This is a genomic window from Pantoea sp. PNA 03-3, assembly GCF_003201175.1.
In the GTDB taxonomy this organism is placed as follows: domain Bacteria; phylum Pseudomonadota; class Gammaproteobacteria; order Enterobacterales; family Enterobacteriaceae; genus Pantoea; species Pantoea stewartii.
This window is the reverse complement of record NZ_QICO01000001.1, coordinates 929,829-955,149: the sequence shown is the minus strand read 5'-3', so window position 1 is coordinate 955,149 and position 25,321 is coordinate 929,829. Positions and strand designations below refer to the sequence as shown.

At 53.4% G+C, this 25,321-nt stretch carries 28 protein-coding genes; 17 read left to right on the top strand and 11 right to left on the bottom strand.

Going from position 1 to position 25,321, the window contains the following annotated elements; genetic code table 11:
- Positions 1–244 precede the first annotated feature (244 nt).
- Positions 245–1,294 (top strand): rhodanese-related sulfurtransferase, encoded by a 1,050-nt coding sequence (locus C7433_RS04445; protein WP_033737572.1) that lies wholly within the window; start codon positions 245–247, stop codon positions 1,292–1,294.
- Positions 1,295–1,333: 39 nt separating this feature from the next.
- Here the strand turns inward: C7433_RS04445 and C7433_RS04440 are convergent, their stop codons facing one another.
- The 8 genes from C7433_RS04440 to C7433_RS04405 all read right to left on the bottom strand — a co-directional run bounded on the left by C7433_RS04440 (position 1,334) and on the right by C7433_RS04405 (position 6,980).
- Positions 1,334–1,909: a YceI family protein gene (locus tag C7433_RS04440; protein ID WP_110267691.1), complete on the bottom strand. Its 576-nt coding sequence runs from the start codon at positions 1,907–1,909 to the stop codon at positions 1,334–1,336.
- A 1-nt stretch (position 1,910) separates the two neighbouring features.
- Positions 1,911–2,486: a cytochrome b gene (locus tag C7433_RS04435; protein ID WP_110267690.1), complete on the bottom strand. Its 576-nt coding sequence runs from the start codon at positions 2,484–2,486 to the stop codon at positions 1,911–1,913.
- Between the two features lie 291 nt (positions 2,487–2,777).
- Positions 2,778–3,896, bottom strand: a complete 1,119-nt coding sequence (gene solA, locus C7433_RS04430) for an N-methyl-L-tryptophan oxidase (RefSeq protein WP_110267689.1) — start codon at positions 3,894–3,896, stop codon at positions 2,778–2,780.
- Positions 3,897–3,992: 96 nt separating this feature from the next.
- On the bottom strand, positions 3,993–4,247 hold the full coding sequence (gene bssS / locus C7433_RS04425; protein WP_006118802.1) for a biofilm formation regulator BssS: 255 nt from the start codon (positions 4,245–4,247) through the stop codon (positions 3,993–3,995).
- Positions 4,248–4,492: 245 nt separating this feature from the next.
- On the bottom strand, positions 4,493–4,765 hold the full coding sequence (locus tag C7433_RS04420) for a hypothetical protein (RefSeq protein ID WP_006118803.1): 273 nt from the start codon (positions 4,763–4,765) through the stop codon (positions 4,493–4,495).
- Between the two features lie 142 nt (positions 4,766–4,907).
- Positions 4,908–5,153 carry a DNA damage-inducible protein I gene (dinI, locus tag C7433_RS04415; protein WP_006118805.1) on the bottom strand — a complete coding sequence of 82 codons (246 nt, stop codon included), beginning with the start codon at positions 5,151–5,153 and terminating at the stop codon, positions 4,908–4,910.
- A 62-nt stretch (positions 5,154–5,215) separates the two neighbouring features.
- The gene (pyrC, locus tag C7433_RS04410) at positions 5,216–6,259 is read right to left on the bottom strand and encodes a dihydroorotase (protein ID WP_006118806.1); all 1,044 of its coding nucleotides are present in this window, start codon (positions 6,257–6,259) and stop codon (positions 5,216–5,218) included.
- Positions 6,260–6,416: 157 nt separating this feature from the next.
- Positions 6,417–6,980: a lipoprotein gene (locus tag C7433_RS04405; RefSeq protein WP_006118807.1), complete on the bottom strand. Its 564-nt coding sequence runs from the start codon at positions 6,978–6,980 to the stop codon at positions 6,417–6,419.
- A gap of 408 nt (positions 6,981–7,388) precedes the next feature.
- Here C7433_RS04405 and rimJ point away from each other — a divergent pair, with 408 nt between their 5' ends.
- From rimJ to C7433_RS04380, 5 genes are all read left to right on the top strand, one after another.
- Positions 7,389–7,979 (top strand): ribosomal protein S5-alanine N-acetyltransferase, encoded by a 591-nt coding sequence (rimJ, locus tag C7433_RS04400; RefSeq protein ID WP_033737566.1) that lies wholly within the window; start codon positions 7,389–7,391, stop codon positions 7,977–7,979.
- Between the two features lie 15 nt (positions 7,980–7,994).
- Entirely contained in the window at positions 7,995–8,639 is a 645-nt protein-coding gene (locus C7433_RS04395; protein WP_110267688.1) for a YceH family protein, read from the top strand.
- The gene (locus tag C7433_RS04390; protein ID WP_110267687.1) at positions 8,640–9,560 is read left to right on the top strand and encodes a Gfo/Idh/MocA family protein; all 921 of its coding nucleotides are present in this window, start codon (positions 8,640–8,642) and stop codon (positions 9,558–9,560) included.
- Between the two features lie 121 nt (positions 9,561–9,681).
- Complete coding sequence (gene murJ / locus C7433_RS04385; protein ID WP_033737563.1) at positions 9,682–11,220, top strand: murein biosynthesis integral membrane protein MurJ; 1,539 nt, start codon at positions 9,682–9,684, stop codon at positions 11,218–11,220.
- Positions 11,221–11,734: 514 nt separating this feature from the next.
- Positions 11,735–13,429: a methyl-accepting chemotaxis protein gene (locus tag C7433_RS04380; RefSeq protein ID WP_033737562.1), complete on the top strand. Its 1,695-nt coding sequence runs from the start codon at positions 11,735–11,737 to the stop codon at positions 13,427–13,429.
- A gap of 275 nt (positions 13,430–13,704) precedes the next feature.
- Here C7433_RS04380 and C7433_RS04375 read toward each other — a convergent pair whose 3' ends face one another.
- The 3 genes from C7433_RS04375 to flgA all read right to left on the bottom strand — a co-directional run bounded on the left by C7433_RS04375 (position 13,705) and on the right by flgA (position 15,206).
- The gene (locus C7433_RS04375; protein WP_006118813.1) at positions 13,705–14,136 is read right to left on the bottom strand and encodes a flagella synthesis protein FlgN; all 432 of its coding nucleotides are present in this window, start codon (positions 14,134–14,136) and stop codon (positions 13,705–13,707) included.
- Between the two features lie 5 nt (positions 14,137–14,141).
- Complete coding sequence (flgM, locus tag C7433_RS04370; RefSeq protein WP_006118814.1) at positions 14,142–14,444, bottom strand: flagellar biosynthesis anti-sigma factor FlgM; 303 nt, start codon at positions 14,442–14,444, stop codon at positions 14,142–14,144.
- Positions 14,445–14,546: 102 nt separating this feature from the next.
- Positions 14,547–15,206: a flagellar basal body P-ring formation chaperone FlgA gene (flgA, locus tag C7433_RS04365; protein WP_033737561.1), complete on the bottom strand. Its 660-nt coding sequence runs from the start codon at positions 15,204–15,206 to the stop codon at positions 14,547–14,549.
- A gap of 153 nt (positions 15,207–15,359) precedes the next feature.
- Here flgA and flgB point away from each other — a divergent pair, with 153 nt between their 5' ends.
- The 11 genes from flgB to flgL all read left to right on the top strand — a co-directional run bounded on the left by flgB (position 15,360) and on the right by flgL (position 25,291).
- Positions 15,360–15,773, top strand: coding sequence for a flagellar basal body rod protein FlgB (gene flgB / locus C7433_RS04360; RefSeq protein WP_006118815.1), 414 nt, complete (start codon positions 15,360–15,362; stop codon positions 15,771–15,773).
- 2 nt (positions 15,774–15,775) lie between these two features.
- Positions 15,776–16,180: a flagellar basal body rod protein FlgC gene (gene flgC, locus C7433_RS04355; protein WP_006118816.1), complete on the top strand. Its 405-nt coding sequence runs from the start codon at positions 15,776–15,778 to the stop codon at positions 16,178–16,180.
- 12 nt (positions 16,181–16,192) lie between these two features.
- A complete protein-coding gene (gene flgD, locus C7433_RS04350) occupies positions 16,193–16,864 on the top strand; it encodes a flagellar hook assembly protein FlgD (RefSeq protein ID WP_006118817.1) in 672 nt (223 codons plus the stop codon).
- 26 nt (positions 16,865–16,890) lie between these two features.
- Positions 16,891–18,138, top strand: a complete 1,248-nt coding sequence (gene flgE / locus C7433_RS04345; protein WP_006118818.1) for a flagellar hook protein FlgE — start codon at positions 16,891–16,893, stop codon at positions 18,136–18,138.
- A 20-nt stretch (positions 18,139–18,158) separates the two neighbouring features.
- Positions 18,159–18,917, top strand: coding sequence for a flagellar basal body rod protein FlgF (locus C7433_RS04340; protein WP_033737560.1), 759 nt, complete (start codon positions 18,159–18,161; stop codon positions 18,915–18,917).
- A gap of 17 nt (positions 18,918–18,934) precedes the next feature.
- Entirely contained in the window at positions 18,935–19,717 is a 783-nt protein-coding gene (flgG, locus tag C7433_RS04335) for a flagellar basal-body rod protein FlgG (RefSeq protein WP_006118820.1), read from the top strand.
- A gap of 65 nt (positions 19,718–19,782) precedes the next feature.
- A complete protein-coding gene (locus C7433_RS04330; protein WP_170317968.1) occupies positions 19,783–20,487 on the top strand; it encodes a flagellar basal body L-ring protein FlgH in 705 nt (234 codons plus the stop codon).
- Positions 20,488–20,496: 9 nt separating this feature from the next.
- Positions 20,497–21,606 (top strand): flagellar basal body P-ring protein FlgI, encoded by a 1,110-nt coding sequence (locus C7433_RS04325; RefSeq protein ID WP_006118822.1) that lies wholly within the window; start codon positions 20,497–20,499, stop codon positions 21,604–21,606.
- On the top strand, positions 21,606–22,550 hold the full coding sequence (flgJ, locus tag C7433_RS04320) for a flagellar assembly peptidoglycan hydrolase FlgJ (RefSeq protein WP_110267686.1): 945 nt from the start codon (positions 21,606–21,608) through the stop codon (positions 22,548–22,550). Before C7433_RS04325 ends, flgJ begins: the two co-directional genes overlap by 1 nt.
- 123 nt (positions 22,551–22,673) lie before the next feature.
- Entirely contained in the window at positions 22,674–24,314 is a 1,641-nt protein-coding gene (gene flgK / locus C7433_RS04315) for a flagellar hook-associated protein FlgK (RefSeq protein ID WP_006118824.1), read from the top strand.
- Between the two features lie 14 nt (positions 24,315–24,328).
- On the top strand, positions 24,329–25,291 hold the full coding sequence (flgL, locus tag C7433_RS04310) for a flagellar hook-associated protein FlgL (RefSeq protein ID WP_006118825.1): 963 nt from the start codon (positions 24,329–24,331) through the stop codon (positions 25,289–25,291).
- The last annotated feature ends 30 nt before the right edge of the window (positions 25,292–25,321 follow it).

The window sequence follows — 25,321 nt, the reverse complement described above, 5'->3', positions numbered from 1 at the left end:
CTGCGTCGTGCACCTGCGGTGCTGTTATTCGTCAGTTGCGGTTATTGTGCCATTTTTTTCCCCGCGGCTGAAATGTTAGAGCATTTCTCCGGGTGTTGCAGAAGATGAAAATGAGGGCACAACACCATCGCGCAACGAAATTTACCGTTTTACCTATCAATTTTTCTTATACGCTTCGCATTTTTTTCATTTCAGGTATCATGTGCGCGCTAAATTTCTTCTATTGATAACAGGAACGAACACCATGCCAGTGTTACACAACCTTGTTTCCAATAAAGAGCTGAAGGCGCGTATGTTGGCCGAAACCGAACCGCGCACCACAGTCTCTTTTTACAAGTACTTCACCATTGCCGATCCCAAAGCCTTTCGCGATGCGCTCTATGTCGGGTTAACCGCATTAAAGGTGTTTGGTCGCATCTACGTTGCCCATGAGGGCATCAATGCGCAGATCAGCGTGCCAGCCAGCCAGTACGAGGCTATGAAAGCCTTTTTGTACGGCTTTGATCCCGCGCTGGACAATCTGCGCATGAATATTGCGCTGGATGATGATGGCAAGTCGTTTTGGGTGCTGCGCCTGAAAGTGCGCGATCGCATCGTGGCTGACGGGATTGAGGACGACACCTTTGATGCCAGTAACGTCGGCAACTACCTGAAAGCGGCCGAAGTTAACGCCATGCTCGACGATCCTGATGCGGTCTTTGTCGATATGCGCAATCATTATGAGTATGAAGTCGGGCGTTTCGATAACGCATTAGAGGTGCCTGCCGACACGTTCCGCGATCAACTGCCCATGGCCGTGGATATGCTTAAAGACAAGAAAGACAAAAAAATCGTGATGTACTGCACCGGGGGGATTCGCTGTGAAAAAGCCAGCGCCTGGATGCGGCACAACGGTTTTCAGGATGTTTATCATGTCGAGGGTGGGATTATTGAATATGCACGTCGGGCGCGGGAACAAAATTTACCGGTGCGTTTTAAAGGTAAAAACTTTGTTTTTGATGAACGCATGGGCGAGCGTATATCAGATGATGTTCTGGCGCATTGTCATCAGTGTGGTGAGCCCTGCGATACGCACGTCAACTGCGTCAATGATGGTTGTCACTTACTGTTTATACAGTGCGAAAGTTGTGCCGAGAAGTATGAGCACTGCTGTAGCCCGTTGTGCCAGGAAGAAGCCCGTCTGTCGCCCGAAGAACAGCGTGCCCGTCGGGCGGGACGTGAGAATGGCAATAAAATCTTTAACAAGTCGCGTGGCTTGCTGAATATGACCATTCCGGCACCGACGCGGAAATAACCGACCCCGCCTGAAGGCCGACTTCAGGCGGGTGTTTTGTTACTGACGGACGCCTTCAACAGAGATAATTAACTCGACGTTCTGCGAGGCAGGGCCCAGGTCATGGGTGATATTAAAGTCTTTCAGCGCAATCTCGCCTTCAGCTTCAAAACCGGCACGATAACCGCCCCACGGATCTTTTCCTTCGCCCATCATTTTGGCTTCCAGCGTCACCGGTTTTGTCACGCCATTCAGCGTTAAATCCCCGGTGACCGCCAGTTTGTCACCGTCTTTTTTCACGGAAGTCGATTTGAACGTCGCGGTGGCATGTTTCGCCACGTTCAGAAATTCAGGGCCACGAATATGTTTGTCACGCTCGGCGTGGTTGGTATCCACGCTGTTGGTTTTAATCGTGACATCGACTTTATCGGCGGTGGGATTGTCTGCATCGAAGGTGAATGAGCCATCAAAATCTTTAAACGTCCCATACAGCCAGCTGTAGCCCAGATGCTGAATACGGAACTGAACAAAGGCGTGCTGGCCTTCTTTATCGATTTTGTAATCGGCGGCATTAGCGGTCAGTGATCCCAGCAGCAGGCCAGTAGCGGTAACAGCCAGAAGCGTTTTTTTGAACATATCATTTTTCCTTTTCAGAGGGAGAGTGGATGCGCCGTCCCAGCATCCTTTTCAGAGTGATATCGCGGTCAATAAAGTGATGTTTTAACGCGGCAAGACCGTGCAACACCGACAGCACCACGATGCTCCAGGCCAGCCACAGATGAATATTTCCTGCTAAATCCGCCTGTTCACCCGCTCCACTGAATAACGCCGGTAACGAGAACCAACCGAAAACAGACACGGGTTTGCCATCCGCAGTCGAGATCAGATAGCCACTCAGCAGAAGGGCAATAAGCAGGCTGTAAAGCAGCCAGTGCACGAACACTGCCGCGAAGCGCACCGCAGGAGAATAGCTACGCAGCGGTCCAGGGAGCGGCGAAAGCACACGCCATACCAGCCGGATGACCAGCGCCAGCATTAATAACACGCCGATGCTTTTATGAATGTCAGGCGCGTTATGGTACCAGCTATCGTAATAGCTCAGGCCAACCATCCACAGGCCCAGCGCGAACATGGCGTAAATAACCACGGCCATTGACCAGTGCAGAAAAATCGTGAGTAAACCGTAACGGGTGGAGGAATTTGTCAGCGACATTGTGCTACAGCATCAAAGGAATACGTGGAAACAAGAATCTACAGAATGAAACACAAAATCAATGATGCTTACTTTTCTATAAATTTATTGGTGCTGGTGCAATGGGTTTGGTGAACCGATTTGACTAAGCGCAGGATTATTGAATAAACGCACTTATCTGGCGGCGGCATGACGTGACTGATGGAGAAAACATCTCTGAAACACCTGGCTGGCAGAAGAAAAAGCGGTAAAACGGGCTGGCGTGTAAATCTGTGTCAATGCGGCGCGGTGCACTGCACGCGCGCCGTACGGTCAGGCGTGAAAACGCGATAAACGGAAAGGGGTAAGATCGAAACTGAACGGTTTGTTCTGTGCAAACTGACTGGCGAGTTCACCCAACACGCTGGCAAATTTAAAGCCATGTCCGCTTAAACCGGTGATGATCAGACGATTCGGTTCGCCCGGAAGTGTATCAATGATGAAATCCTCATCAGGACTCACGTCATAGCTACAGGCTTCACCGTGCAGGCAAACCCCAACGCCCGGTAAAAACTGACGGAGAAACCGGAAGGCTTCACTGCCATCGGCGGAAAGGCTGCCGAACGGCTTGCGGTCTTCAGGTGTTGTCATTAGCTGACCACCATCATGACGACCGACTTTTAAGGCATTGTTGTCCGCCGGGAAACCATAATACTGACTGCCATCCGGCATTTCGCAGGTGAAGCCAGGAAACGCATTGTTTTCACTGTAGCGGCCATCAGCCTGATACCAGGCAAACACTTTACGCGTAGGGGTGATGGGCAAATCGGGGACCAGTTTACTCACCCATGTGCCCGCACTGACCAACAGTTTGCGCCCGCGGTAAAGGCCATCGAGCGTGGTAACCTGTTGCAATTCGCCGTCACGCCGGATCTGAGTAACCGGGCAGTTAAACAACTGCGCGCAGCCCTGTTTTTCTGCCAGCTGTATCCAGCTTCGAACCGCCTGTTCACTTTTTAAAAAGCCAGAGTTTGGTTCGAAAACGCCCAGATATCCGTCAGGAACCGCCAGCTGTGGCCAGCGCTTGCGCACGTCAGCCGCCTGCAGCACCTCGACAGGGAGCTGCCAGGTTTGGGCGCTGCTTACGACGTTTTGAATAAATTCAGACTGGACAGGCGCAAGATTCAGGACACCGCAACGATGCATAATGCGCTCGCCCGCCTGCTGTTCCAGTTCATCCCACAACGTTTGCGCACGCAATACCAGCGGTACATAGCGTTCGCCCTCGCCATAGGCATGACGAATCAAACGGCTTTCTCCGTGATGAGCACCCTGATGATGGGGAGGATGTGCGCTGTCAATCATCAGCACGGAAAGGCCTGCCTGGGTCGCATAATAGCCAGCCGCTGCACCCACTGAACCGCTACCGACCACAATGAGATCGTAAATCATGAAAATGGAACTCCTGAAAGGGTTACATAATCAATAGCATACCAGAAAGTCCATGAAAAAAGGCACCCGGGTGGGTGCCTCGCTGATGCAGCAGTATTAATGCTTCTTTCGTAGTCGTTCTACTTGCTCGGCAGATTCAATCTTAGCGATACCCGCTTCGAGAATAGAGATAAATTGCCTGGCTACATCTGTCGTCAGCCAGTAGGTCGGGCCGACGTCCGCGTCTTCTTCAGTTTGATCCTGCGACGAAAGGGAGTGCAGACGGATCATCATCGCATCATAGCTGTCAACAGTACTGATATCCCAGCCCACCAGAGGATGGGTCTGAATTACATCTTTCCGACTGTCCATTATAACCTCCTTATTACTCGTTAAACGAAGTGCATGATGAGGTTCAATGCGGCTTTTAATTTCCACTGCGAAACAATTATAACAGCAAAATGGCGATTTACTGATTAAAACGTATCATGGAAAGCCTGAATGCAGAATGATTATCTCTAAAACAGTCAGGCTGAGAAGATATAATACCTGAATACCGGGCGTGCAATTGTCCTAATTGAACAATAAAAAAGGCTTATTAAGGTCGTTAAACAGGGTTAAAGAGGGGAAGTTTCAACGCCTGCTGAACCGCTACGTTTTTGTAATGTCTCTGCAAGGCGCGCAAACTGCTGCTGCAATTGCTCATCATGGTTTTGATTTTGCGCTTCAAGCGAAAGATTATGCACCAGCAACTGACTGGCCCGGTCATCAAGACAGAAAATCAGGCTGGAAAAGGCGTTTTCCAGCACCGTCAAGCGGCGTTGCTGTTCACCGATGAGCGTCAGCAGCTCGCCAAAGGTCATGGCTTCTTCGGGTTTATCTGTAGTCATGGGATGAAACTCCTTTTATGCATGAGCAGCGCCAGCATAGGGCATTGGTCATTCGGAGTCCAGATGGGCGAGCGGTTAGTCAGGCATAAATGAAGATAAAAAAACCGGGTGGCGAAACCCGGTAAAAACAGCACAGTGGCGGTTAATCGGTAATGAACCAGTCGTCAGCGCTTTCCCACGTTTGCTGCAGGATTTCACTGATTTGTTCACGCGTGTCTTTGTCACCGCCCATTACGCTCAGCTGATTCGCCGTGGCGTAACGCACTTTGACCTGATTGGTGAATTGCGGAAATTGTTCATCGATCCGGCGCGACAGCTCCTGGCTCAGGGCTTCCATCGCACCAGCGGGAAGAGGTTGGGTTTTGGCAACGGTAATTTCAACACGCATAAAAGCCTCCGTATAAGATACTGTATATAATTACAGTATAAATATGGCGGAGGCAAGCGAAATTATTTTATACGCCAGTTGAGGGTTTCCCCGGCCAGGAAAGGCACCAGCGTATGAGAGCCCATTGCAATGCTTTCTTCTACCGTCCATGGCTCACGCACCAGCGTAAGGGTGCCTTCGTTCAGCGGCAGGCCATAGAAACGCGGACCATTTTCAGAACAAAATGCCTCAAAATGCTGCAGGGCATTGAGCTCTTCAAATACGGTGGCGTACGCGGGCAGGGAGGTAGGGGCGTTGAACACACCCGCACAGCCGCAGCTGCTCTCTTTCAGATGGCGCAAATGAGGCGCGGTGTCGGTACCCAGAAAGAAACGGGGATGACCGGAGGCGACAATCCTGCGCAGCGCCTGCTGATGCGTATTGCGTTTCAGGATCGGCAGACAGTACAGGTGAGGGCGGATACCCCCGACCAGCATATGGTTGCGATTGAACATCAGATGCTGCGGCGTAATCGTTGCCGCCAGGTTTTCATTGGCGCTTTCCACATAGTCAGCTGCATCTTTGGTCGTGATGTGTTCCATCACCACTTTCAGCGCGGGGAACTGTTTGCGTAGCGGTTCCATCACCGTTTCAATAAAGCGGGCTTCGCGGTCAAAAATATCGATGTGCGAGTCCGTCACTTCACCGTGCACCAGCAGCGGCATTCCCAGCGTTTGCATCCGCTCCAGCACTGAGGCAATCGAAGCAATATTGGTGACACCATGGCTTGAATTGGTCGTGGCATGAGCGGGATACAGTTTGGCGGCCGTGAACAATCCCGACTGAAAACCGCGGGCCAGCTCATCGGCCTCTAACGAGTCGGTCAGGTAGCAGGTCATCAGGGGGGTAAAAGCGTGCCCGTCAGGTAAGGCAGCCAGAATGCGATTGCGATAAGCTTCGCCCGCCGCGACGCTGACTACCGGCGGAACCAGATTGGGCATGACGATAGCACGACCATTGACTGCGCTGGTATAGGGCAGCACAGTGTTGAGCATATCATCATCACGAAGATGGATATGCCAGTCATCTGGACGGCGGATAGTAAGTTGCTGAGGGTGTGCGGTCATGAATGCGGCTCCGGCAAGTAGAATAAACGAAAGGCGTGTTTAGGCCGGGTTATAAGCATAAGGACTCAGGCAACCGTTTGCACCTGTTTTTCTTTTTTAAAAAAAATCCGCGCCTGAAGGCGCGGATAAGATGACGGTAAAGCTGCCTGTCAGGCGGTTAGTCGGTGAAGGGGATGACCAGTTCACCAGGCTTCACTTCCAGCCCTTTCGCGAATTTTTTCGCCAGCGATTCCGCTTTACTGCGATCGGCGCTCAGCACGTAGGCCGGGTGCTGATCAAAGTAGCTTTTTAACGACTGATTCAGATAAGGCGTCAGGGTTTTCATAATAGAGGCCATCTTCTCGGGCTGAACCTGCGCATCGACGATTTCCATATCGCGCAAATATATGGCTCCTTGCTGCTGATCAAACACTGGCTGCGCACGCATTTTGAGCTGCATATCGGCCTGTTGCGGACCAAAGAGTGAGGAGACATTAATTTTGGCATCGCCCGATAAGGTGACTTTGCCTGGCACGTCCCGACCAATCTGGCTATTCAGGTTAGTTAACACAATATGGGCATTGACCAGACCTGATACGCCAATGTCTTTTTCGAAGTTATTATGTTTTTGCAGGGCCTGATTGACTTCCTGTTCGCTAATTGTGTATTGCGTTAACTGATTACAGCCACTCAGTAAAACCGCTAAAAACAGGGCAACCAGCCCGTGAAAAACCGTCTTCATACTTCCCTCGTTTAACTGAAAAACTCGCTCGTGGCATAGCCTGCCTGAATGCAAACCGTCTGTCATCAGGAATGGGATGATATGGATTTGCCGAAAATGCCTTCCGGAAGAAAGTGTCCCGATCTTCCGCTGTTAAAATGGGCGGCTTGCGGCACCTACGGCTTCTTACGCGGCGAGGCAGTGACAGCGCACAGGGTTAAGAAACCGATGTGGTTACCGAACCAGTTTTCTGGAGCGGAGATATGAGCAGGTCTTTTGACGCGCCTGCGCTGCACGGTGGGCCGGACGATAATTCAGCGACCTGGCTGTTGTGGTATGCGTAACGTTTTACCGCAGACCTGACGGCGGTTATAGTGAAAGTTATCAATGACTGGCATTTCCTTCCCGCCATGGACTTCAGGAGAGATGATGTTTGGCTATCGTTCTGCCGCACCAAGGGTGCGACTCACGACCGAGCGGCTGGTGGTAAGACTGGTTCATGAACGCGATGCATGGCGTTTAGCCGACTATTACGCGGAAAACCGTGACTTCCTTAAACCCTGGGAGCCGGTGCGTGATGACAGCCACTGTTATCCCTCTGGCTGGCAAGCCCGGCTGGGCCTGATCGCTGATATGCATAAACAGGGCTCGGCGTTCTATTTTATTTTAATGGACAGTAATGAAACGGAAGTGCGTGGCGTGGCGAATTTTAGCAATGTCCTGCGCGGTGCCTTTCATGCCTGCTATCTTGGCTATTCGCTTGGCGAGAAGTGGCAAGGGCAGGGCCTGATGTTTGAAGCGCTGCAGTCGGCGATTCGCTATATGCAGCGCCAGCAATATATCCACCGCATCATGGCAAACTACATGCCACATAACCAGCGCAGTGGTGACCTGCTGGCCCGCCTGGGATTCGAAAAAGAGGGCTATGCTAAAAACTACCTGATGATTAACGGTCAGTGGCAGGATCATGTCCTGACTGCGCTGACCAGCAAGGAATGGACACCCAATCGTCGTGGGTAAAATGAGGAGTTCGCAATGAAGATGACCTTGTCGGCGCATGCGTTGCGCGTGCTGGGTTGCCTGCTGGAAAAGCAAATCACCACACCGGAACAGTATCCCCTTTCATTAAATGGCGTGCTTACCGCCTGTAATCAAAAATCTAATCGCGAGCCCGTGATGACGCTGAGCGAAAGCGACGTGCAGGATCAGCTCGATCTCCTGATTAAAAAGCATCTGGTGACCGCCAACAGCGGGTTCGGCCAGCGCGTGGTGAAATACGAGCAACGCTTCTGCAATTCCGCCTTCGGTAATTTACAGCTCAGTAGCGCAGAAGTTGCCGTTCTCACATTGCTGTTCCTGCGTGGCGCACAAACCCCTGGTGAACTGCGGACCCGGAGTGGGCGTTTGCATGAGTTTGCCGACGTCAGCGACGTTGAACAGACGCTGGACACGTTGATGTCGCGCGCTGAGGGGCCCATGGTCATGCGCCTGGCGCGGGAGCCGGGTAAACGTGAAAGCCGTTTTATGCACATGTTTGCTGATGAGGCCGAACTCGGGGCGCTGGAGCAACACCCAGCCACGGCGGACGATGCCGCGCTGCGGGATCGGGTTGAGGCGCTTGAGCAACAGGTTGCCGATCTTCAGGAACAACTGGCGCAATTACTGGAAAGAGAACAATAAATGACGATTCGCATTGGTGTTGTTGGGTTGGGCGGTATTGCGCAAAAGGCCTGGTTGCCTGTGTTATCGCAGGCAAATAACTGGCAGTTAGTCGGTGCATTTTCGCCGAATCAGGCCAACGCCCGCATCGTCTGTGACCGCTACCGTATCACCTGCTTCCCTTCACTGACCGCTCTGGCTACCGCCTGTGACGCCGTATTTGTGCACAGCAGTACGGCCAGCCATTACGACGTGGTCAAAGCACTGCTCCAGGCTGGCAAGGATGTCTGTGTCGACAAACCGCTGGCAGAAACCCTGAATCAGGCAGAGGCCCTGGTCGCGCTGGCCGAAAAGAAACAACGAAAGCTAATGGTGGCGTTTAACCGGCGTTTCGCGCCCTGCTATCAGCAACTGAAAACACAAATGCACTCCGCCGCTGCGCTGCGTATCGAAAAACACCGCAGCGACAGCGTGGGTCCACAGGATCTGCGCTTTACACTGTTAGATGATTACCTGCATGTCGTTGATACGGCTCTGTGGCTGGCAGGAGGCCGTGCGCTGCCCCGTCAGGGCCATATTGCGACCAATGAACAGGGACAGATGCTTTACGCCGAGCACCATTTCAATGCGGGTGGATTGCAGGTAACCACCAGTATGCATCGTCGGGCAGGCAGCCAGCGCGAACGTATCAGCGCCATCTGTGATGGCAAGTGCATTGATATTCATGACATGCGCGACTGGCAGGAAGAGTGCGGTGCAGGCGTAGTGCTCACGCCGCCTGCCGCCTGGCAGAGCCATCTGGCTCAGCGCGGATTTGTGGGCGTGGCAGAACATTTTGTTCACTGCATCGAAAATCAGACAAAGCCGGAAACGAGTGGTGAGCAGGCACTGCTGGCGCAACGTATCGTCGAATCCATGTGGCGTGACGCGGAACGGGAATAACGCCTTGTAACACTCAGTGCTGGTCATTTCACGCGATCGCAGTAGACTATCGCCCGACGTGTGACAGGACCCGTGCTAAGTCACTCATTTTGCCGATTCTTTTCAGGATGCCCCGTCAATTATGAATTTGTTGAAATCGCTGGCAGCGGTCAGTTCAATGACCCTGTTTTCCCGCGTGCTGGGTTTTGCCCGGGATGCCATCGTGGCACGGGTGTTTGGTGCCGGCATGGCGACCGATGCGTTCTTTGTTGCGTTTAAACTACCCAATCTTCTGCGGCGTATTTTTGCTGAAGGGGCCTTCTCGCAGGCATTTGTTCCTATTCTGGCCGAATATAAAAGTAAGCAGGGCGAAGAGGCTACACGGCTCTTCGTGTCCTACGTTTCCGGTCTGCTGACCCTGGCGCTGGCGCTCGTGACCGTCGCAGGCATGGTTGCCGCCCCCTGGGTCATCCTGGTGACGGCACCGGGTTTCGCCGATACAGCCGACAAATTTGCCCTGACCAGCGCGCTGCTGCGCGTCACTTTCCCCTACATTCTCCTGATTTCGCTGGCTTCGCTGGCTGGGGCCATATTAAACACCTGGAACCGTTTTTCGGTGCCGGCGTTTGCCCCCACGCTGCTGAATATCAGCATGATCGGCTTTGCGCTGTTCGCCGCACCGCACTTCCATCCGCCCATCATGGCGCTGGCGTGGGCGGTGGTGGTCGGCGGACTGCTGCAACTGGGCTATCAGTTACCGCATCTGAAAAAGCTGGGCATGCTGGTCCTGCCGCGGATCAACCTGCGTGATGCTGGCGTGTGGCGCGTGATGCGCCAGATGGGGCCGGCAATTCTTGGGGTTTCAGTGAGTCAGATCTCACTGATCATCAATACGATTTTTGCCTCGTTCCTGGTTTCGGGCTCTGTCTCATGGATGTATTACGCTGACCGCCTGATGGAGTTTCCGTCCGGCGTGTTAGGCGTGGCGCTGGGCACGATTTTATTGCCTTCTCTGGCAAAAAGTTTCGCCAGTGGCCACCATGAAGAGTATTCGCGCTTAATGGACTGGGGCCTGCGTTTGTGCTTTTTACTGGCGTTGCCCAGTGCGGTGGCGCTGGGTATGTTGTCCGGTCCGCTGACTGTCGCGTTGTTCCAGTACGGAAAATTTACTGCCTTTGATGCCGCTATGACGCAGCGTGCGCTGATTGCCTACTCGGTGGGATTGATGGGCCTGATCGTCGTGAAAGTCCTGGCGCCGGGCTTCTATTCCCGTCAGGACATTAAAACGCCGGTAAAAATTGCGATTGTTACGCTGATCGCGACCCAGCTAATGAATCTGGCCTTTATTGGCCCGCTGAAGCATGCCGGACTGTCACTCTCCATTGGTCTGGGTGCCTGCCTCAATGCTGGGTTGCTCTACTGGCAACTGCGTAAAAAGAAAATCTTTCAACCTCAGCCTGGCTGGACCGGTTTTCTGATTCGCTTACTGGTGGCGGTAATCGTCATGGCGGCCGCGCTGTCAGGCATGCTGTACTGGATGCCGGACTGGGAGCAGGGCAACATGCTATGGCGCCTGTTGCGGCTGGCTCTTGTCTGTGCAGTAGGCGGCGGCGCTTATTTCCTGGCCCTGGGCATGATGGGCTTCAGACTGCGGGATTATGCCCGCCGTACCGCCGTCTGACCATGAAACCCTCCAACGGTTAATGCCATAATTCAGGCCGTAATGAATAACATTACGGCCTTTTTGTCATAAACCTGCGCAGTGCAGGCCGGACTAACAAGGGATTCTGTGCCAGACCGGTCATTTCATCACGCCCGGCGATGCCACGAACCTCTGTCATCCCTTTTGCTGGCCTGTTTACTAGGGGGACAGCCCTCGCAGCAGATTAGTTGGCATTTTCAGGTGAGTAATCCGCTCAGCGGGTTGCCAAGAGACGACACCCGATAATGGATGGGGGCACGCCGTTACTGACTCATCAGGCGCAAGGCGTTAATACGGTGCGTCGAAAAGCCTGTTTACAGCGTATCGTCATAAAAAATTCATGTTTTTTTCATTGCTATTTAGCGTCTGACATCGCTTCGGGCGGTAAGCCCATAATGTTGTAAGAAACTGATTCAAAAGTCCGTTTTGGCGTAAATCCTGTCCTCTTCCTGCCGATGAGTACCTTTAGTCCATCATTGAGAGGAAGATCAAAATGCATACCCGCGCTCATGAAAACGCGATGCCAGGTTTCTGGTACAACCTCAATCTTATTCCCTTATTCAGCCTGATTTTTGGCGGCATCTTATTTCTGTTCGTGTGCAGTAGCACGATATCCGCCTGGTTTCTGACGCAGGGGCAACATTCCCTTGACGTGTCAACGGATGAAATTTCGGTAAGGCAGGGATTACTCGACAGCTCAACGCATATGCGCTCTGCCAGGCTCAATATTATTCAGGCCGGCGCAGCGGCACGTATTGCCGACACGGATAACTACGCTGCTTTCCTCAGCGCCACAGAGGGCAGCATTAAAAAGGCAGAAAATGGGCTGAATATTTACCTTAACCGTCCGGTCAGGACGCCAGTCGGCATCGAACTTGATAAACAACTGCAGGCGCGATTTAAGGATTACCTGCAAAAAGGGTTGATGCCGATGATTGAGGCAGCCAAACAGAACAGTTTTGAAGAGATCATTTCGGATGAAACGGCGGCTGACAAACTCGACAAAGCGTATAAAGACGTGTTGATGAAAGCCATTCAGATGCGCAATCAGCGCTCGATGGACATTAAACAGCAGGCGGTTGAACAGGTTAAAACAGGCTATACCACGATGTTAGTGGCCTTTATCGCATCCGTAGTGATTGTGCTACTGGCTTTTGCTCTGCTGAGAAAAGTGGTAATTAAGCCTTTAAGACAGTCACTTCACCGTATCGATCTGATTGCCCACGGCGATTTGACCGTACCACCCTCGGCCTGCGGTCGTAACGAGCCGGGTATGTTACTGTCGAACCTGCAACGTATGCAGTCATCGCTTGCCCAAACTGTCGGCGCTGTCCGCGATGGGGCCATTGCTATCTTTCAGAGCGCGGGGGAAATTGCCTCCGGCAACACCGATCTCTCCTCCCGAACGGAACAGCAGGCCGCGTCGCTGGAACAGACGGCTGCCAGCATGGAACAACTGACCGCGACGGTGAAACAGAATGCCGACAATGCGCATCACGCCTGCCAGCTGGCGTCCGATGCGTCCGAAAAAGCCCAGTCGGGTGGAGAGATTGTTAATCGCGTCGTCAAAACCATGGACGATATCTCCGGCAGTTCGAAAAAGATCGCTGAAATTACCAGCGTCATTAACAGCATCGCCTTTCAGACGAATATTCTGGCATTGAATGCCGCGGTCGAAGCCGCGCGGGCAGGGGAGCAGGGACGCGGATTTGCGGTGGTCGCCAGCGAAGTGCGCAGCCTTGCTCAGCGCAGCGCGCAGGCTGCAAAAGAAATCGAAGGGCTTATCGCCACTTCTGTCGGACTGGTTAACAACGGCACGGAACTGGTTAGCGATGCCGGTACCACCATGATGAAAACGGTAGACGCATTCCAGCGTGTGAATGACATCATTTCTGAAATTGCCGTCTCTTCAGACGAGCAGAACCGAGGCATTCAGCAGGTCAGCCAAGCGATCACAGAAATGGATGCAGTAACCCAGCAAAATGCGTCACTGGTTGAAGAGGCTTCAGCCGCTGCGGCCTCCCTTGAGGATCAGGCGGATAAACTGACGAAAGCCGTGGCCGTCTTTAAACTTGAACGAGCCCCGTTAACACCGTCTGACGCCCCCACTGTAGTCGTTGCTCCCGCCGTTCCTGCTTTTGCAGCAGCGGCACCGAAGAAAGGTCATGACAACTGGGAAGCGTTTTAAGACGAATGCCTGCCAGATCGTGGCAGGCTAAATCGGCGTCCGCTTCTTATCAGAACAGGCAGTATGCGCAGGGATGCGCTGGAGCAGAGACGTTATCCGGGATGCCGGAGGTGCAGGATGTATAGCGCGTTGGACACTGCATCTGTTGGGCGAAGGGGACAGATATTCTGCATAACAGACCCGCCGCCCTGTGACGACAGCATGAAAAAATCCGTCATCCACGCGTGATGACGGATTCTTCAAAAATGGACAGCGTGATCACCAGACTGACGTTATCAGATTTTACGGCTCAGCGTCGCCTGGCCCTGACCTTTTCCATCCGGTCCGTAGAACGCTTGCGTCTGATGCGGCTTAAGCACGTCTAACGCATCATGCGTGAAGGTAATCTGGTGCTGTAACAGGATGCCGTTGTGCGTGTTGGCACGGTGTAACCGACGTGTATGCTGCTGAATACCTTCCCAGCGGCGCGCCATGTCACTCTGACCACGATAAGGTGCAGATGTCCCCAGACTTTTCTCGTTGCTACGGCGCATCTCATCCAGATAGTTCAGCGTCGTCAGCAGCGCGCTTTTATCTTCGGTAATGCGCTGCAAATTGTTGCTGTCAATCATTCCGGACGACAACTGTTGTTCTTCTTCATCCAGAACGGTCGCCAGAGACACCAGCACTTCCTGCATCTTATCTAATGTGGTCAGCAAATTACTCATGGGGATTATTTACCCTCTAAATACGCCTTAGTGTCGGCAATCAGCGCATCGGCGATCTTGCCGGTATCCATCTTCAACTCGCCATTACGAATAGCGGTTTTCAATTGTTCAACGCGTTGGACGTTAATGTCCTGGCTGCCTGGCTTCATCAGCTGCGCCTGGGCGCTGCTCAGGCTCACCTGAGCGGCGGCTGGCGTGGTCGCTGTTGCGCTGTCACTCTGGCGCACACGCGCAGTTTGCGGCTCGCTGCTGTCACGTGTTTGCACGGTGCTGGCGGGCTTTAACGGTTGTGTTCTTTCGATGCTCATATTCGGGCTCCTGTAAGGTCAGGGGGTCTGCCACCTGAATCATAATAGCGTAATCGCTTTGCTGATTCTTCTATCGGCAAATAAACAGGCTTCTTTAATGTTTTATAGTGTTATAAGAATTTTCCCATCATCACTGACCCGACCGCTCACAACCTGACCGTTCCCCATACGTACACGAACCCATTGCGCAATAGTGCCATTGCTTAAGGCTTTCCCCTCGCCGCTGGCATCAAATCCGTCGCCACTGGCAACCACCATGACATCCTGACCTGCTTTTACACGCCACGGCTGGCGCAGCATCGACTGACTCACCGGCTGTCCCGGCTGAATGTCTCGCAGCACCACAGAATCGGCGACGGTCTCATCGTTAAGCAGGGTGCGCGGCGGCAGCGTATCCAGACGTCCCTCTTCGATACGGAAATCGTCTTTGCTCACGGTTGCGCCGCGGGCGATTAAATTTTTCGCCACCAGATAACGGCCAGTGACCTGAACCTGGACCTGAATATAACGTCGATTTTCTCCGCAGTTGGCTGCCACGCTCATATTGCCCCACGGGCGGCTGTTGCCGGGCAACGTAAATTGCGGCGTATCACATAAGGGCCACTGTGCCTGTGGCGTGCGAATGACGACGTTCATGCCCGTGGCATGCTCAGGATCACGGGCTTTAAAAAACTGGTTCAGTTGGGCGCTGAAATCGCCTGCCATAACGGGTAAGGCAAACAGGGCCAGCAGGCTGGCTAACAGGGCTGGATATCCACGCATGTGCTTTTCCTCACTGATGATGGCAATGAGTGTACGCGTTTGAAAAAAAACTCAAGAGTTAAAATAGCGACGATTTGAGGCGTTATTCAGACGATGGCTCTTGCTTTTTCCCAATTATGCTGCCAGCTCGAAATTCTCATTTGCGGAGGAAGCATGCTCGACAAACTCGATGCGGCGCTACATTTCGGTACCGAAGCCCTCAACCTGCGAGCTCAACGTCAGGAGATTCTGGCATCCAACATTGCCAACGCCGACACCCCAGGCTATCAGGCCAGGGATATCGACTTTGCCAGCGAGCTGAATCGGGCAATGGCGAATGGACGTGCTGAAGGCAGTAGCCTGGCGCTCAAAGTTACTTCGTCGCGTCACATCGAAGCGCAGACGAACACGGCACCGTCGATGGATTTGCTGTATCGCATTCCGGATCAGCCATCTGCGGACGGTAACACCGTCGATATGGACCGCGAACGTACTCAGTTCGCGGATAACAGCCTGAAATATCAAACCGATCTCACACTTATCAGTAGCCAAATCAAAGGTATGATGAGCGTGTTACAAGGGCAATAATCATGGCATTGCTGAATATTTTTGACATTGCCGGCTCAGCGATGACCGCGCAATCACAGCGATTAAACGTCAGTGCCAGTAACCTGGCAAACGCCGACAGCGTGACCGGCCCGGACGGGCAGCCTTATGTGGCAAAGCAGGTCGTTTTTCAGACCGATGCTGCGCCGGGTGCGGCCACCGGTGGCGTAAAAGTGGCGCAGGTTGTTGATGATCCTACGCCCGCGAAACTGGTGTATGACCCGGGTAACCCGATGGCGGATGCCAAAGGCTACGTGAAGATGCCTAACGTGGATGTGGTAGCGGAAACGGTCAACACCATGTCGGCATCACGCAGCTACCAGGCGAACGTCGAGGTGCTGAATACCGTGAAGTCGATGATGATGAAAACGCTGACCCTGGGTCAGTAACGGAGAAAAATAATGACTATCGCGGTAGGCGTTAATGAAAAGCTGGACCCCACGGTCCTTAGCTCATCCAGCACCGGCACAAGTAACAGCGCCCAGGATCTGCAAAACCAGTTCCTGACCATGCTGGTGACGCAGCTGCAAAACCAGGATCCCACCAATCCGATGGATAACAGTCAGCTGACAACACAGCTGGCACAGATCAACACCCTGAGCGGTATTGAAAAACTGAACACCACACTGGGATCGATTTCGGGTCAGATCAGCACCAGCCAGTCACTGCAAAGTTCGACGCTGATTGGTCATGGCGTGATGGTGAATGGTTCACAGATTCTGGTCGGTAAAGGCACGACAACGCCGTTTGGCGTGGAGCTGACTAACGCAGCCACCACCGCCACGGCGACAATTACCGATGCACAGGGCAATGTGGTCAGTACCCAGGACCTGGGCGCACTGACCGCCGGCGTTCACACGTTCTCGTGGGACGGCAAATTACCGGATGGCAGCGTCGCGCCAGATGGAAAATACAAAGTTGCGATTGCTGCCAGTAACAGCAGCGGTCAACAGGTGGCTCAGCCACTTAACTATGCCTACGTCAATGGCGTAAGCACAGCGGGTAATACCGCAAAACTGGATCTCGGCACCATGGGCTCCGCCACCCTTGACGACGTACGTCAGATTCTCTGATTCACCTGTAGACAGGAGAGATTTAAATGTCATTTTCACAAGCGGTCAGCGGTCTCGGCGCTGCCTCAAGTAACCTGGACGTTATCGGTAACAACATCGCTAACTCCGCCACAGCGGGCTTTAAGTCCAGCACCATCGCGTTTGCCGACATGTTTGCCGGTTCAAACGTGGGTCTGGGGACTAAAGTCGCTGCCGTGATCCAGAACTTCAACGATGGTGCAACGACAACGACCAGTCGAGGACTGGATGTAGCGCTGAGCGGTAACGGCTTTTTCCGTTTGACTGACTCGGCGGGCGCCGTGTTTTATTCACGTAACGGGCAGTTCAAACTGGACGAAAACCGTAACCTGGTCAATGCCCAGGGCCTGAACGTTACCGGCTATCCTGCGTCAGGGGTTCCTCCAACCATTCAGGCAGGTGCTAACGCCGTGTCGCTGTCTATTCCTACGACACAAATGGCTGCCAGAGCGACCACGACCAGTAATTTAGTCGCAAACCTGAATTCAACGTCACCGATTCTGGATGACACCAAATTCAACGTTTCTGATGAGACCACACGTAGCGCGAAGAGCACAATTTCGATGTTCGACACGCAGGGTAACAGCCATAACGTCGACCTGTACTACGTCAAAACAGCTAACAATACCTGGAACGTCCATGCTGTGGATTCGACTGTAGGCTCTGCAGTAGGTAATTACCAGATGTCGTTCGACGCTAACGGCAAGTTGACCAGCGTTTCCCAAATTACTGCAGCGGGTGCCATCGTTCCGGGAACGACAACTGACAGTACTGCAACGTTGCCACTCACCGGCGCAAACGGTGCTAACGGCACGACGGTTGCACTGAATTTCGTCGGTAGCCAGCAGCAAAATACCGGTGCATCAACTTTTGGTAGCCCAACTCAAAACGGCTATGCGCCGGGCGATCTGACCAGCTATGCCATCAACAATGACGGCACCATCACTGGCGCTTATTCCAACGGACAAACTCAGCTTCTGGGACAAATCGTTCTGTCCAGCTTTGCTAACCCTGAAGGTCTGCAGTCAAAAGGTGACAACGTTTGGTCGGCAACCAGCGCGTCCGGACAGCCCGCTATCGGCGTAGCTAATACCGGCACCTTCGGTTCACTGACCGCAGGCGCACTGGAAGCTTCGAACGTCGATATGAGTAAAGAGCTGGTCAATATGATCGTCGCGCAACGCAACTACCAGGCGAACGCGCAGACCATCAAAACGCAGGATCAGATCCTTAACACTCTGGTCAACTTACGTTAATTCGCTAACGGGATTGCTCTATGGATCACGCGATATATACCGCGATGGGCGCGGCCAGTCAGACACTGGATCAGCAGGCGGTTACCGCCAGCAACCTCGCCAACGCCTCAACGCCCGGTTTCCGGGCGCAGCTGAACGCGTTGCGTGCTGTACCGGTCACTGGTTGGTCACTGCCCACGCGCACGTTGGTCACGGCGTCCACGCCGGGTGCCGACATGAGTCAGGGGGCCATGGATTACACCCAGCGCCCACTGGACGTGGCAATGCAGCAGGATGGCTGGCTGGCTGTACGCACCGCCGACGGCAGCGAAGCCTATACCCGCAACGGCAACATGCAAATTCGTTCGGACGGTACGCTGACGGTGCAGGGCAATCCCGTAATGGGCGAAGGTGGTCCGATTGTGATCCCTCAAGGTTCTGAGATCACCATCGCGGCTGATGGCTCTATTACCGGGCTGAACGCTGGCGACTCACCTAATGCGACTGTACAACTGGGCCGTCTGAAGCTCGTCCAGGCAACCGGTAAAGAGTTAGAGCGTGGGGACGATGGCATGTTCCGTCCCACCGCCGCGACGCAGGCGACACGTGGCGCAGCCCTGCAGGCCGATCCGACTATGCAGGTCATGCCGGGTGTGCTTGAGGGCAGTAACGTGAAGCCGGTGGAAACGATGGTCGATATGATCGCCAATGCCCGCCGTTTCGAGATGCAGATGAAGGTCATTAACAACGTTGACCAAAACGAACAGAAAGCCAACCAGTTGCTCAGCATCGGCAGCTAAGGCGCGAGGATAAATACATGATTCGTTCTTTATGGATCGCCAAAACCGGTCTTGATGCACAGCAGATGAACATGGACGTGATCGCCAACAACCTGGCCAACGTCAGTACTAACGGGTTTAAGCGCTCACGTGCCGTGTTTGAAGATCTGATGTACCAGACCATGCGTCAGCCGGGCACGCAGTCATCTGAGCAGACGACGCTGCCGTCAGGTTTGCAAATCGGTACTGGTGTACGTCCGGTGACGACCGAGCGTTTGCATACGCAGGGCAACCTGTCGCAAACCAACAACTCAAAAGATATCGCCATCAACGGCCAGGGTTTTTTCCAAATCCAGATGCCAGATGGAACTTCTGCGTATACACGTGATGGTTCATTTCAGGTTGACCAGAACGGCCAACTGGTGACCAACGCGGGTTTCCCTGTGCAGCCTGGTATTACCATTCCAGCCAACGCCACAAGTATCACCGTGTCGCGTGATGGTGTGGTGAGCGTAACCCAGCAGGGGCAGACGCAGGCCGCCCAGGTCGGACAGTTAACGCTGAGCACCTTCATGAACAATGCGGGTCTCGATAGCGTGGGTGAAAACCTCTACAAGGAAACGCAGGCATCGGGTGCGCCGACGGACAGTACGCCTGGGCAGAACGGTGCCGGTTTGCTGTATCAGGGTTATACCGAAACCTCTAACGTAAACGTCGCGGAAGAACTGGTTACGATGATCCAGACGCAGCGTGCTTACGAAATTAACAGCAAAGCGATCAGCACCTCCGATCAAATGCTGGCGAAGTTGACACAGCTGTAACACGAACAGGGCCAGCTAAGGCTGGCCTGAAGACTAGTCATGAATAAGGTCGTAACTCCGTGGCGATGCAACATATTCTTAAGCCTGGACATTGGTTAGTAGTCACCGCACTGCTGACGCTTAACGGTTGTGCGTTGGTGCCACGCACGCCACTGGTGCAAGGAGCGACCACGGCTCAGCCGTTGCCCTCTGCGCCACCTGTGGTAAATGGGTCCATTTTTCAGGGTGTTGCGCCGCTCAACTACGGCTATCAGCCGCTGTTTGAAGATCGCCGCCCACGTAATATCGGCGATACGCTGACTATCACCTTGCAGGAAAACGTCAGTGCCAGCAAAAGTTCGACCTCGAATGCCAGCCGTAACGGCAGCGGCAGTCTGGGTATCACTGCAGTGCCTACCGGTTTAGAAGGTTTAGCCGGCGCAACGGGCGAAAAAGCCAACTTTGCGGCGGGTGGCAAAAATGATTTCGCAGGCAAAGGTGGGGCATCTGCTAACAACACCTTTACCGGCACCATCACCGTCACGGTGGATCAGGTTCTGTCGAACGGCAACCTGCACGTGGTCGGAGAAAAACAAATTGAGATCAACCAGGGCACCGAGTTTATTCGTTTCTCGGGCGTGGTTAACCCACGCACCATCAGTGCGAGTAACGCCGTGTTGTCTACAGCCGTGGCCGATGCACGTATTGAGTACGTCGGAAATGGTTATATCAATGAAGCGCAAAATATGGGCTGGTTGCAGCGCTTCTTCCTGAATATCTCGCCGTTCTAAGAGGTTGCAATGAAAAAGCTAACATTATGGCGTGTCGGTCTGGGATTACTGTTAGGCGTAAGCCTGATGGCGCGTGCCGATCTGATCCGCGACTTAACCACCGTACAGGGTGTGCGTGATAACCAACTGCTGGGTTATGGCCTTGTCGTGGGCCTGGACGGAACAGGCGATCAGACAACGCAGACGCCGTTCACGACCCAAACCGTCAGCAACATGCTGTCGCAACTGGGCATTACCGTGCCACCGGGCACCAACATGCAGCTCAAAAACGTCGCCGCCGTGATGGTTACCGCCAGGCTACCTTCGTTTGCCCGCCAGGGCCAGACGCTGGATGTGGTGGTGTCGTCCATGGGTAACGCGAAAAGCCTGCGCGGCGGCACGCTGTTAATGACGCCACTGAAAGGCGTGGATAACCAGGTTTATGCGCTGGCCCAGGGTAACATTCTGGTCGGCGGCGCGGGTGCCGCAGCAGGCGGCAGCAGCGTTCAGGTCAACCAGCTTAACGGTGGACGGATTACCGATGGGGCAACGGTTGAACGTGAACTGCAGAGCAACTTTGGTTCGCAGAATACGATTAACCTGCAGCTGAACACCGAAGATTTCTCCATGGCGCAACGAATTGCTGATGCGATCAACGCCCGTGGCGGATACGGTTCGGCCCAGCCGCTGGACGCCCGTACGGTCCAGGTCCGCGTGTCTCCGAATAATGGTGCGCAGGTTCGTTTACTGGCAGAGATTCAGAACATTGATGTCTCCGTGCCGGTTGAGGATGCCAAAGTCATCATTAACTCACGCACCGGCTCTGTTGTGATGAATCGTGAAGTGAAACTGAACACCTGTGCGGTCGCTCAGGGCAACCTGTCTGTCACGGTCAATCAGCAGCAAAACGTGAGTCAGCCGAACACGCCGCTGGCGGGTGGACAGACTGTCGCTACTACCAATACGCAGATCGATCTGCGTCAGAGCGGCGGTGCGTTGCAACGGGTTAACTCCAGCGCCAACCTGAACAGCGTGGTGCGTGCGCTGAATGCGCTGGGTGCATCGCCTATCGAACTGATGTCTATTTTGCAGTCAATGCAGAGCGCGGGTTGCCTGCGCGCAAAACTGGAAATTATCTGATGAACGATACGCAATCGCTGATGAATGCGGCTTTTGACAGCCGCTCGTTGAACGACCTGAAACGCGATGTCACTGCCGATCCCAAAGGGAAAGCACTGCAGGTCGCGCAGCAGGTTGAAGGGATGTTTGTTCAGATGATGCTGAAGAGTATGCGTGAAGCGTTACCGCAGGACGGCATTCTCAGCAATGAACAGACCAAGCTTTTCACGTCAATGTACGATCAGCAGATTGCGCAGGACATCGGTAAACGTGGCCTGGGCCTGGCGGATATCATCGTTAAACAGATGGAACCCGCCAAAGCCCCGGACGAGCGCGCCGGTACGGTGCCGATGAAGCTGGATAACAGCTTCATCATGAGCACCAGCGGCGCCACGCCGCTGGAGCAAATGGTGCGCAAAGCTATGCCGCGCCTGCCCGTGCCTTCGCCCACCGGCCTGCCAAGCGACAGTCGTGACTTTATTGCCCAACTGACTCAGCCCGCTCAGGCCGCCAGTCAGCAGAGTGGTATCCCTCATCACCTGATTCTGGCGCAGGCTGCACTGGAGTCAGGCTGGGGGCAACGTCAAATCCTGACCCGTGATGGAAAGCCGAGTTATAACGTCTTTGGCATCAAAGCCAGCGGGAACTGGAAAGGCGAAACGACCGATATCATGACCACAGAATATGAGCACGGTGAAGCTAAAAAGGTGCGTGCGACATTCCGGGTTTACAGTTCTTATTTCGAAGCGTTAAACGACTACGTCAAACTGCTTTCAAATAACCCACGTTATGCGGCTGTCACCAATGCACAGAGCGCGGAGCAGGGCGCCCAGGCATTGCAGGCTGCGGGCTATGCCACCGATCCGAAATATGCGCAAAAACTGATGGGAATGATTCAGCAATTCAAGAGCATGGGTGAAAAAGTGGTGAAAGCTTATAGCCAGGATTTAAGCACATTGTTCTGAGAATTGTGCCTCAAGTTTCACTTAAGCATGCCGATAATAGCAGCAAGAGCCAGGCGCGCCAGCGCACGCTGGCGACCACACTGATGACAGCGACCCGTGTAGCGGGGAATGTAAGGAACCGAGATGTCCAGCATAATTAACTCCGCAATGAGCGGGCTCAGTGCCGCACAGGCCGCCTTAAGCACCACCAGTAATAACATCAGCAATTACACCGTTGCTGGCTATTCACGTCAGACGACGATTCTGGCAGAAGCCAACAGTACCCTGCAGGGAAAAAGTTATTACGGTAACGGGGTTAACGTAACCGGTGTTCAGCGTGAATACGACAGTTTTATCGCAGCGCAGCTGCGTGGGTCTTCAGCCACCTACAATGCGGCAAATACGCAGTATTCGCAGGTCTCCAATATCGACGATCTGATGTCAACCTCGACAACGAGTCTGTCGAGTGCGATTCAGGGCTTCTTTAGCAACATGCAGAACGTGGTCAGTAATGCTAACGATCCCGCAGCGCGTCAGTCTATGCTCAGCAACTCCCAGGGGCTGGTCAATCAGTTTCAGACCCAGGCGCAATATCTGACCAACCTGCAAAACAGCGTCAATACGGACGTTGCGGCCAATGTGGATCAGATCAACACGTTTACCAGTCAGATTGCGAACCTCAATCAGCAAATCGCGAAACTCACTACGGGTAACGGTGCGGTGCCGAATGACTTACTGGACCAACGCGACCAGCTCGTCAACGGACTAAATAATATTGTCGGTGTGACGGTGTCACAACAGGATGGTAGTTATACCGTTTCGATGGCTAACGGCACCTCATTAGTTAACGGCTATCAGACAACCAAAATGGTTGCCATGCCATCAAACAGTGATATTACCCGTACAACAATTGGTTATGTGGATGCACAGGCCGGTAATGTACAGATTCCGGAATCCTCTGTAACAACGGGTTCTCTGGGCGGCCTTCTTAGCTTCCGCTCTCAGGATTTAGACCTTGCTCAAAACCAATTGGGACAGCTTGCGGCCGCTTTTACGACCAGTTTTAACACCGTGCACAAGCAGGGATTCGATAGCAATGGTGATCAGGGCGTCGACTTCTTTACTATTGGCGGCCCAACTGTTCAGGGCAACAGTAAAAACACCTCATCTGCAACGATGACCGCAGCATGGAGCAATGCCAGTGCTCTGCAGGCATCGAATTACACCGTCAGTTATGACGGAACAAACTGGTCAGCTACGCGTTTGTCAGACAATGCCAAAACGACCCTGACGCCCACCACCTCGGGCGGCGTGACGACGCTCAGCCTGGACGGGATGAGTCTGACGGTCAACGGTACGCCGAATGCCAAAGACAGCTTCCTGGTGAAGCCGGTTCAGAACGCTATTACTAACATGTCAGTGGCGATTACCAGCGGCTCGCAGATTGCGGCGGCGGCGGCACCAGGCGGTGAAAGTGATAACCGCAATGCCCAAAATTTGCTGGCGCTACAGGATGCCAAAATCGTCAACGGTAATTCTACGTTGTCCCAGGCCTATGGCGCGATGGTGAGTACCGTTGGTAACAAAACACAGGCCCTGAAAACGGCCAGTACAACGCAGCAGAACGTAGTGACGCAGTTAACAAACCGTCAGCAGTCTGTCTCCGGCGTTAACCTGGACGAAGAGTATGCGAACCTGACCAAATACCAGCAATATTACATGGCGAATGCGCAGGTTTTAAAAGCGGCCAGCACCGTTTTTGACGCCCTGCTTAGCATTAACTAAGAGCAGAGGACATCATGCGACTCAGTACAAATATGATTTTTGACCAGCAGGTTCGCGGCGTAAGTGATGCGCAATCCTCCTGGTTGAGTGCGGGCAAACAGCTGTCTACCGGATACAGAGTGTCTAACCCGTCTGACGATCCGATCGCCGCTTCCCGTGCCGTGGTGTTATCGCAAACTCAGGCGCAGGCAAGCCAGTATGCGGTTGCCCGTACCTTCGCCGACCAGGGCTTATCCCTGGAAGAAAACACGCTGGACGGTGTGACAAACAGCATTATGAGCGCGCAGTCGATGATTGTGGCCGCCTCAAACGGCTCATTGAGCGACGATGACCGCGCCTCGTATGCAACGCAGCTGGAAGGGGTGCGTGCGCAGTTACTGAACCAGGTCAACAGCAAAGACGCCAACGGGCGTTATATCTTTGCCGGCTATAAAACTGATACACCACCGTTTGTGGATGGTGCCGGCGGTGTGACCTATCAGGGCGGAACCGACGCGATTACGCAAAAAGTCGATACGGACCGTACGATGACGATCGGTCATACCGGTAACAGCATCGTAATGTCGATCACCAGCAACGCGGTGAAAGAACCGAACGGTGGCACCAGTGAAACGAATTTATTCAATATGCTGGACAGTGCTATCAGTGCGCTAAAAGTGCCCCAGAATGGCGCGGATGATGCCACCAAAGCGACCTTTTCAGCGGCAATGGATAAAACCAACCGTGGTCTGAGCAACTCGCTTAACAACGTGCTCAGCGTACGTTCCGAAATCGGAACACAGCTGAAAGAGCTGGATACGTTGAATGCGCAGGGTGACGATCGCAAAGTGATTTATGACTCGCAGATGAGTAGCCTGGTGGATGTGGATTACACCCAGGCGATTTCCAGCTACACCATGCAACAACAGGCGCTGCAGGCTTCTTATAAGACCTTCACTGATATGTCTCAGATGTCATTGTTCCAGTTAAATTCATAAAAATTTTAGGCGTACTTTAACCGGGTGCGC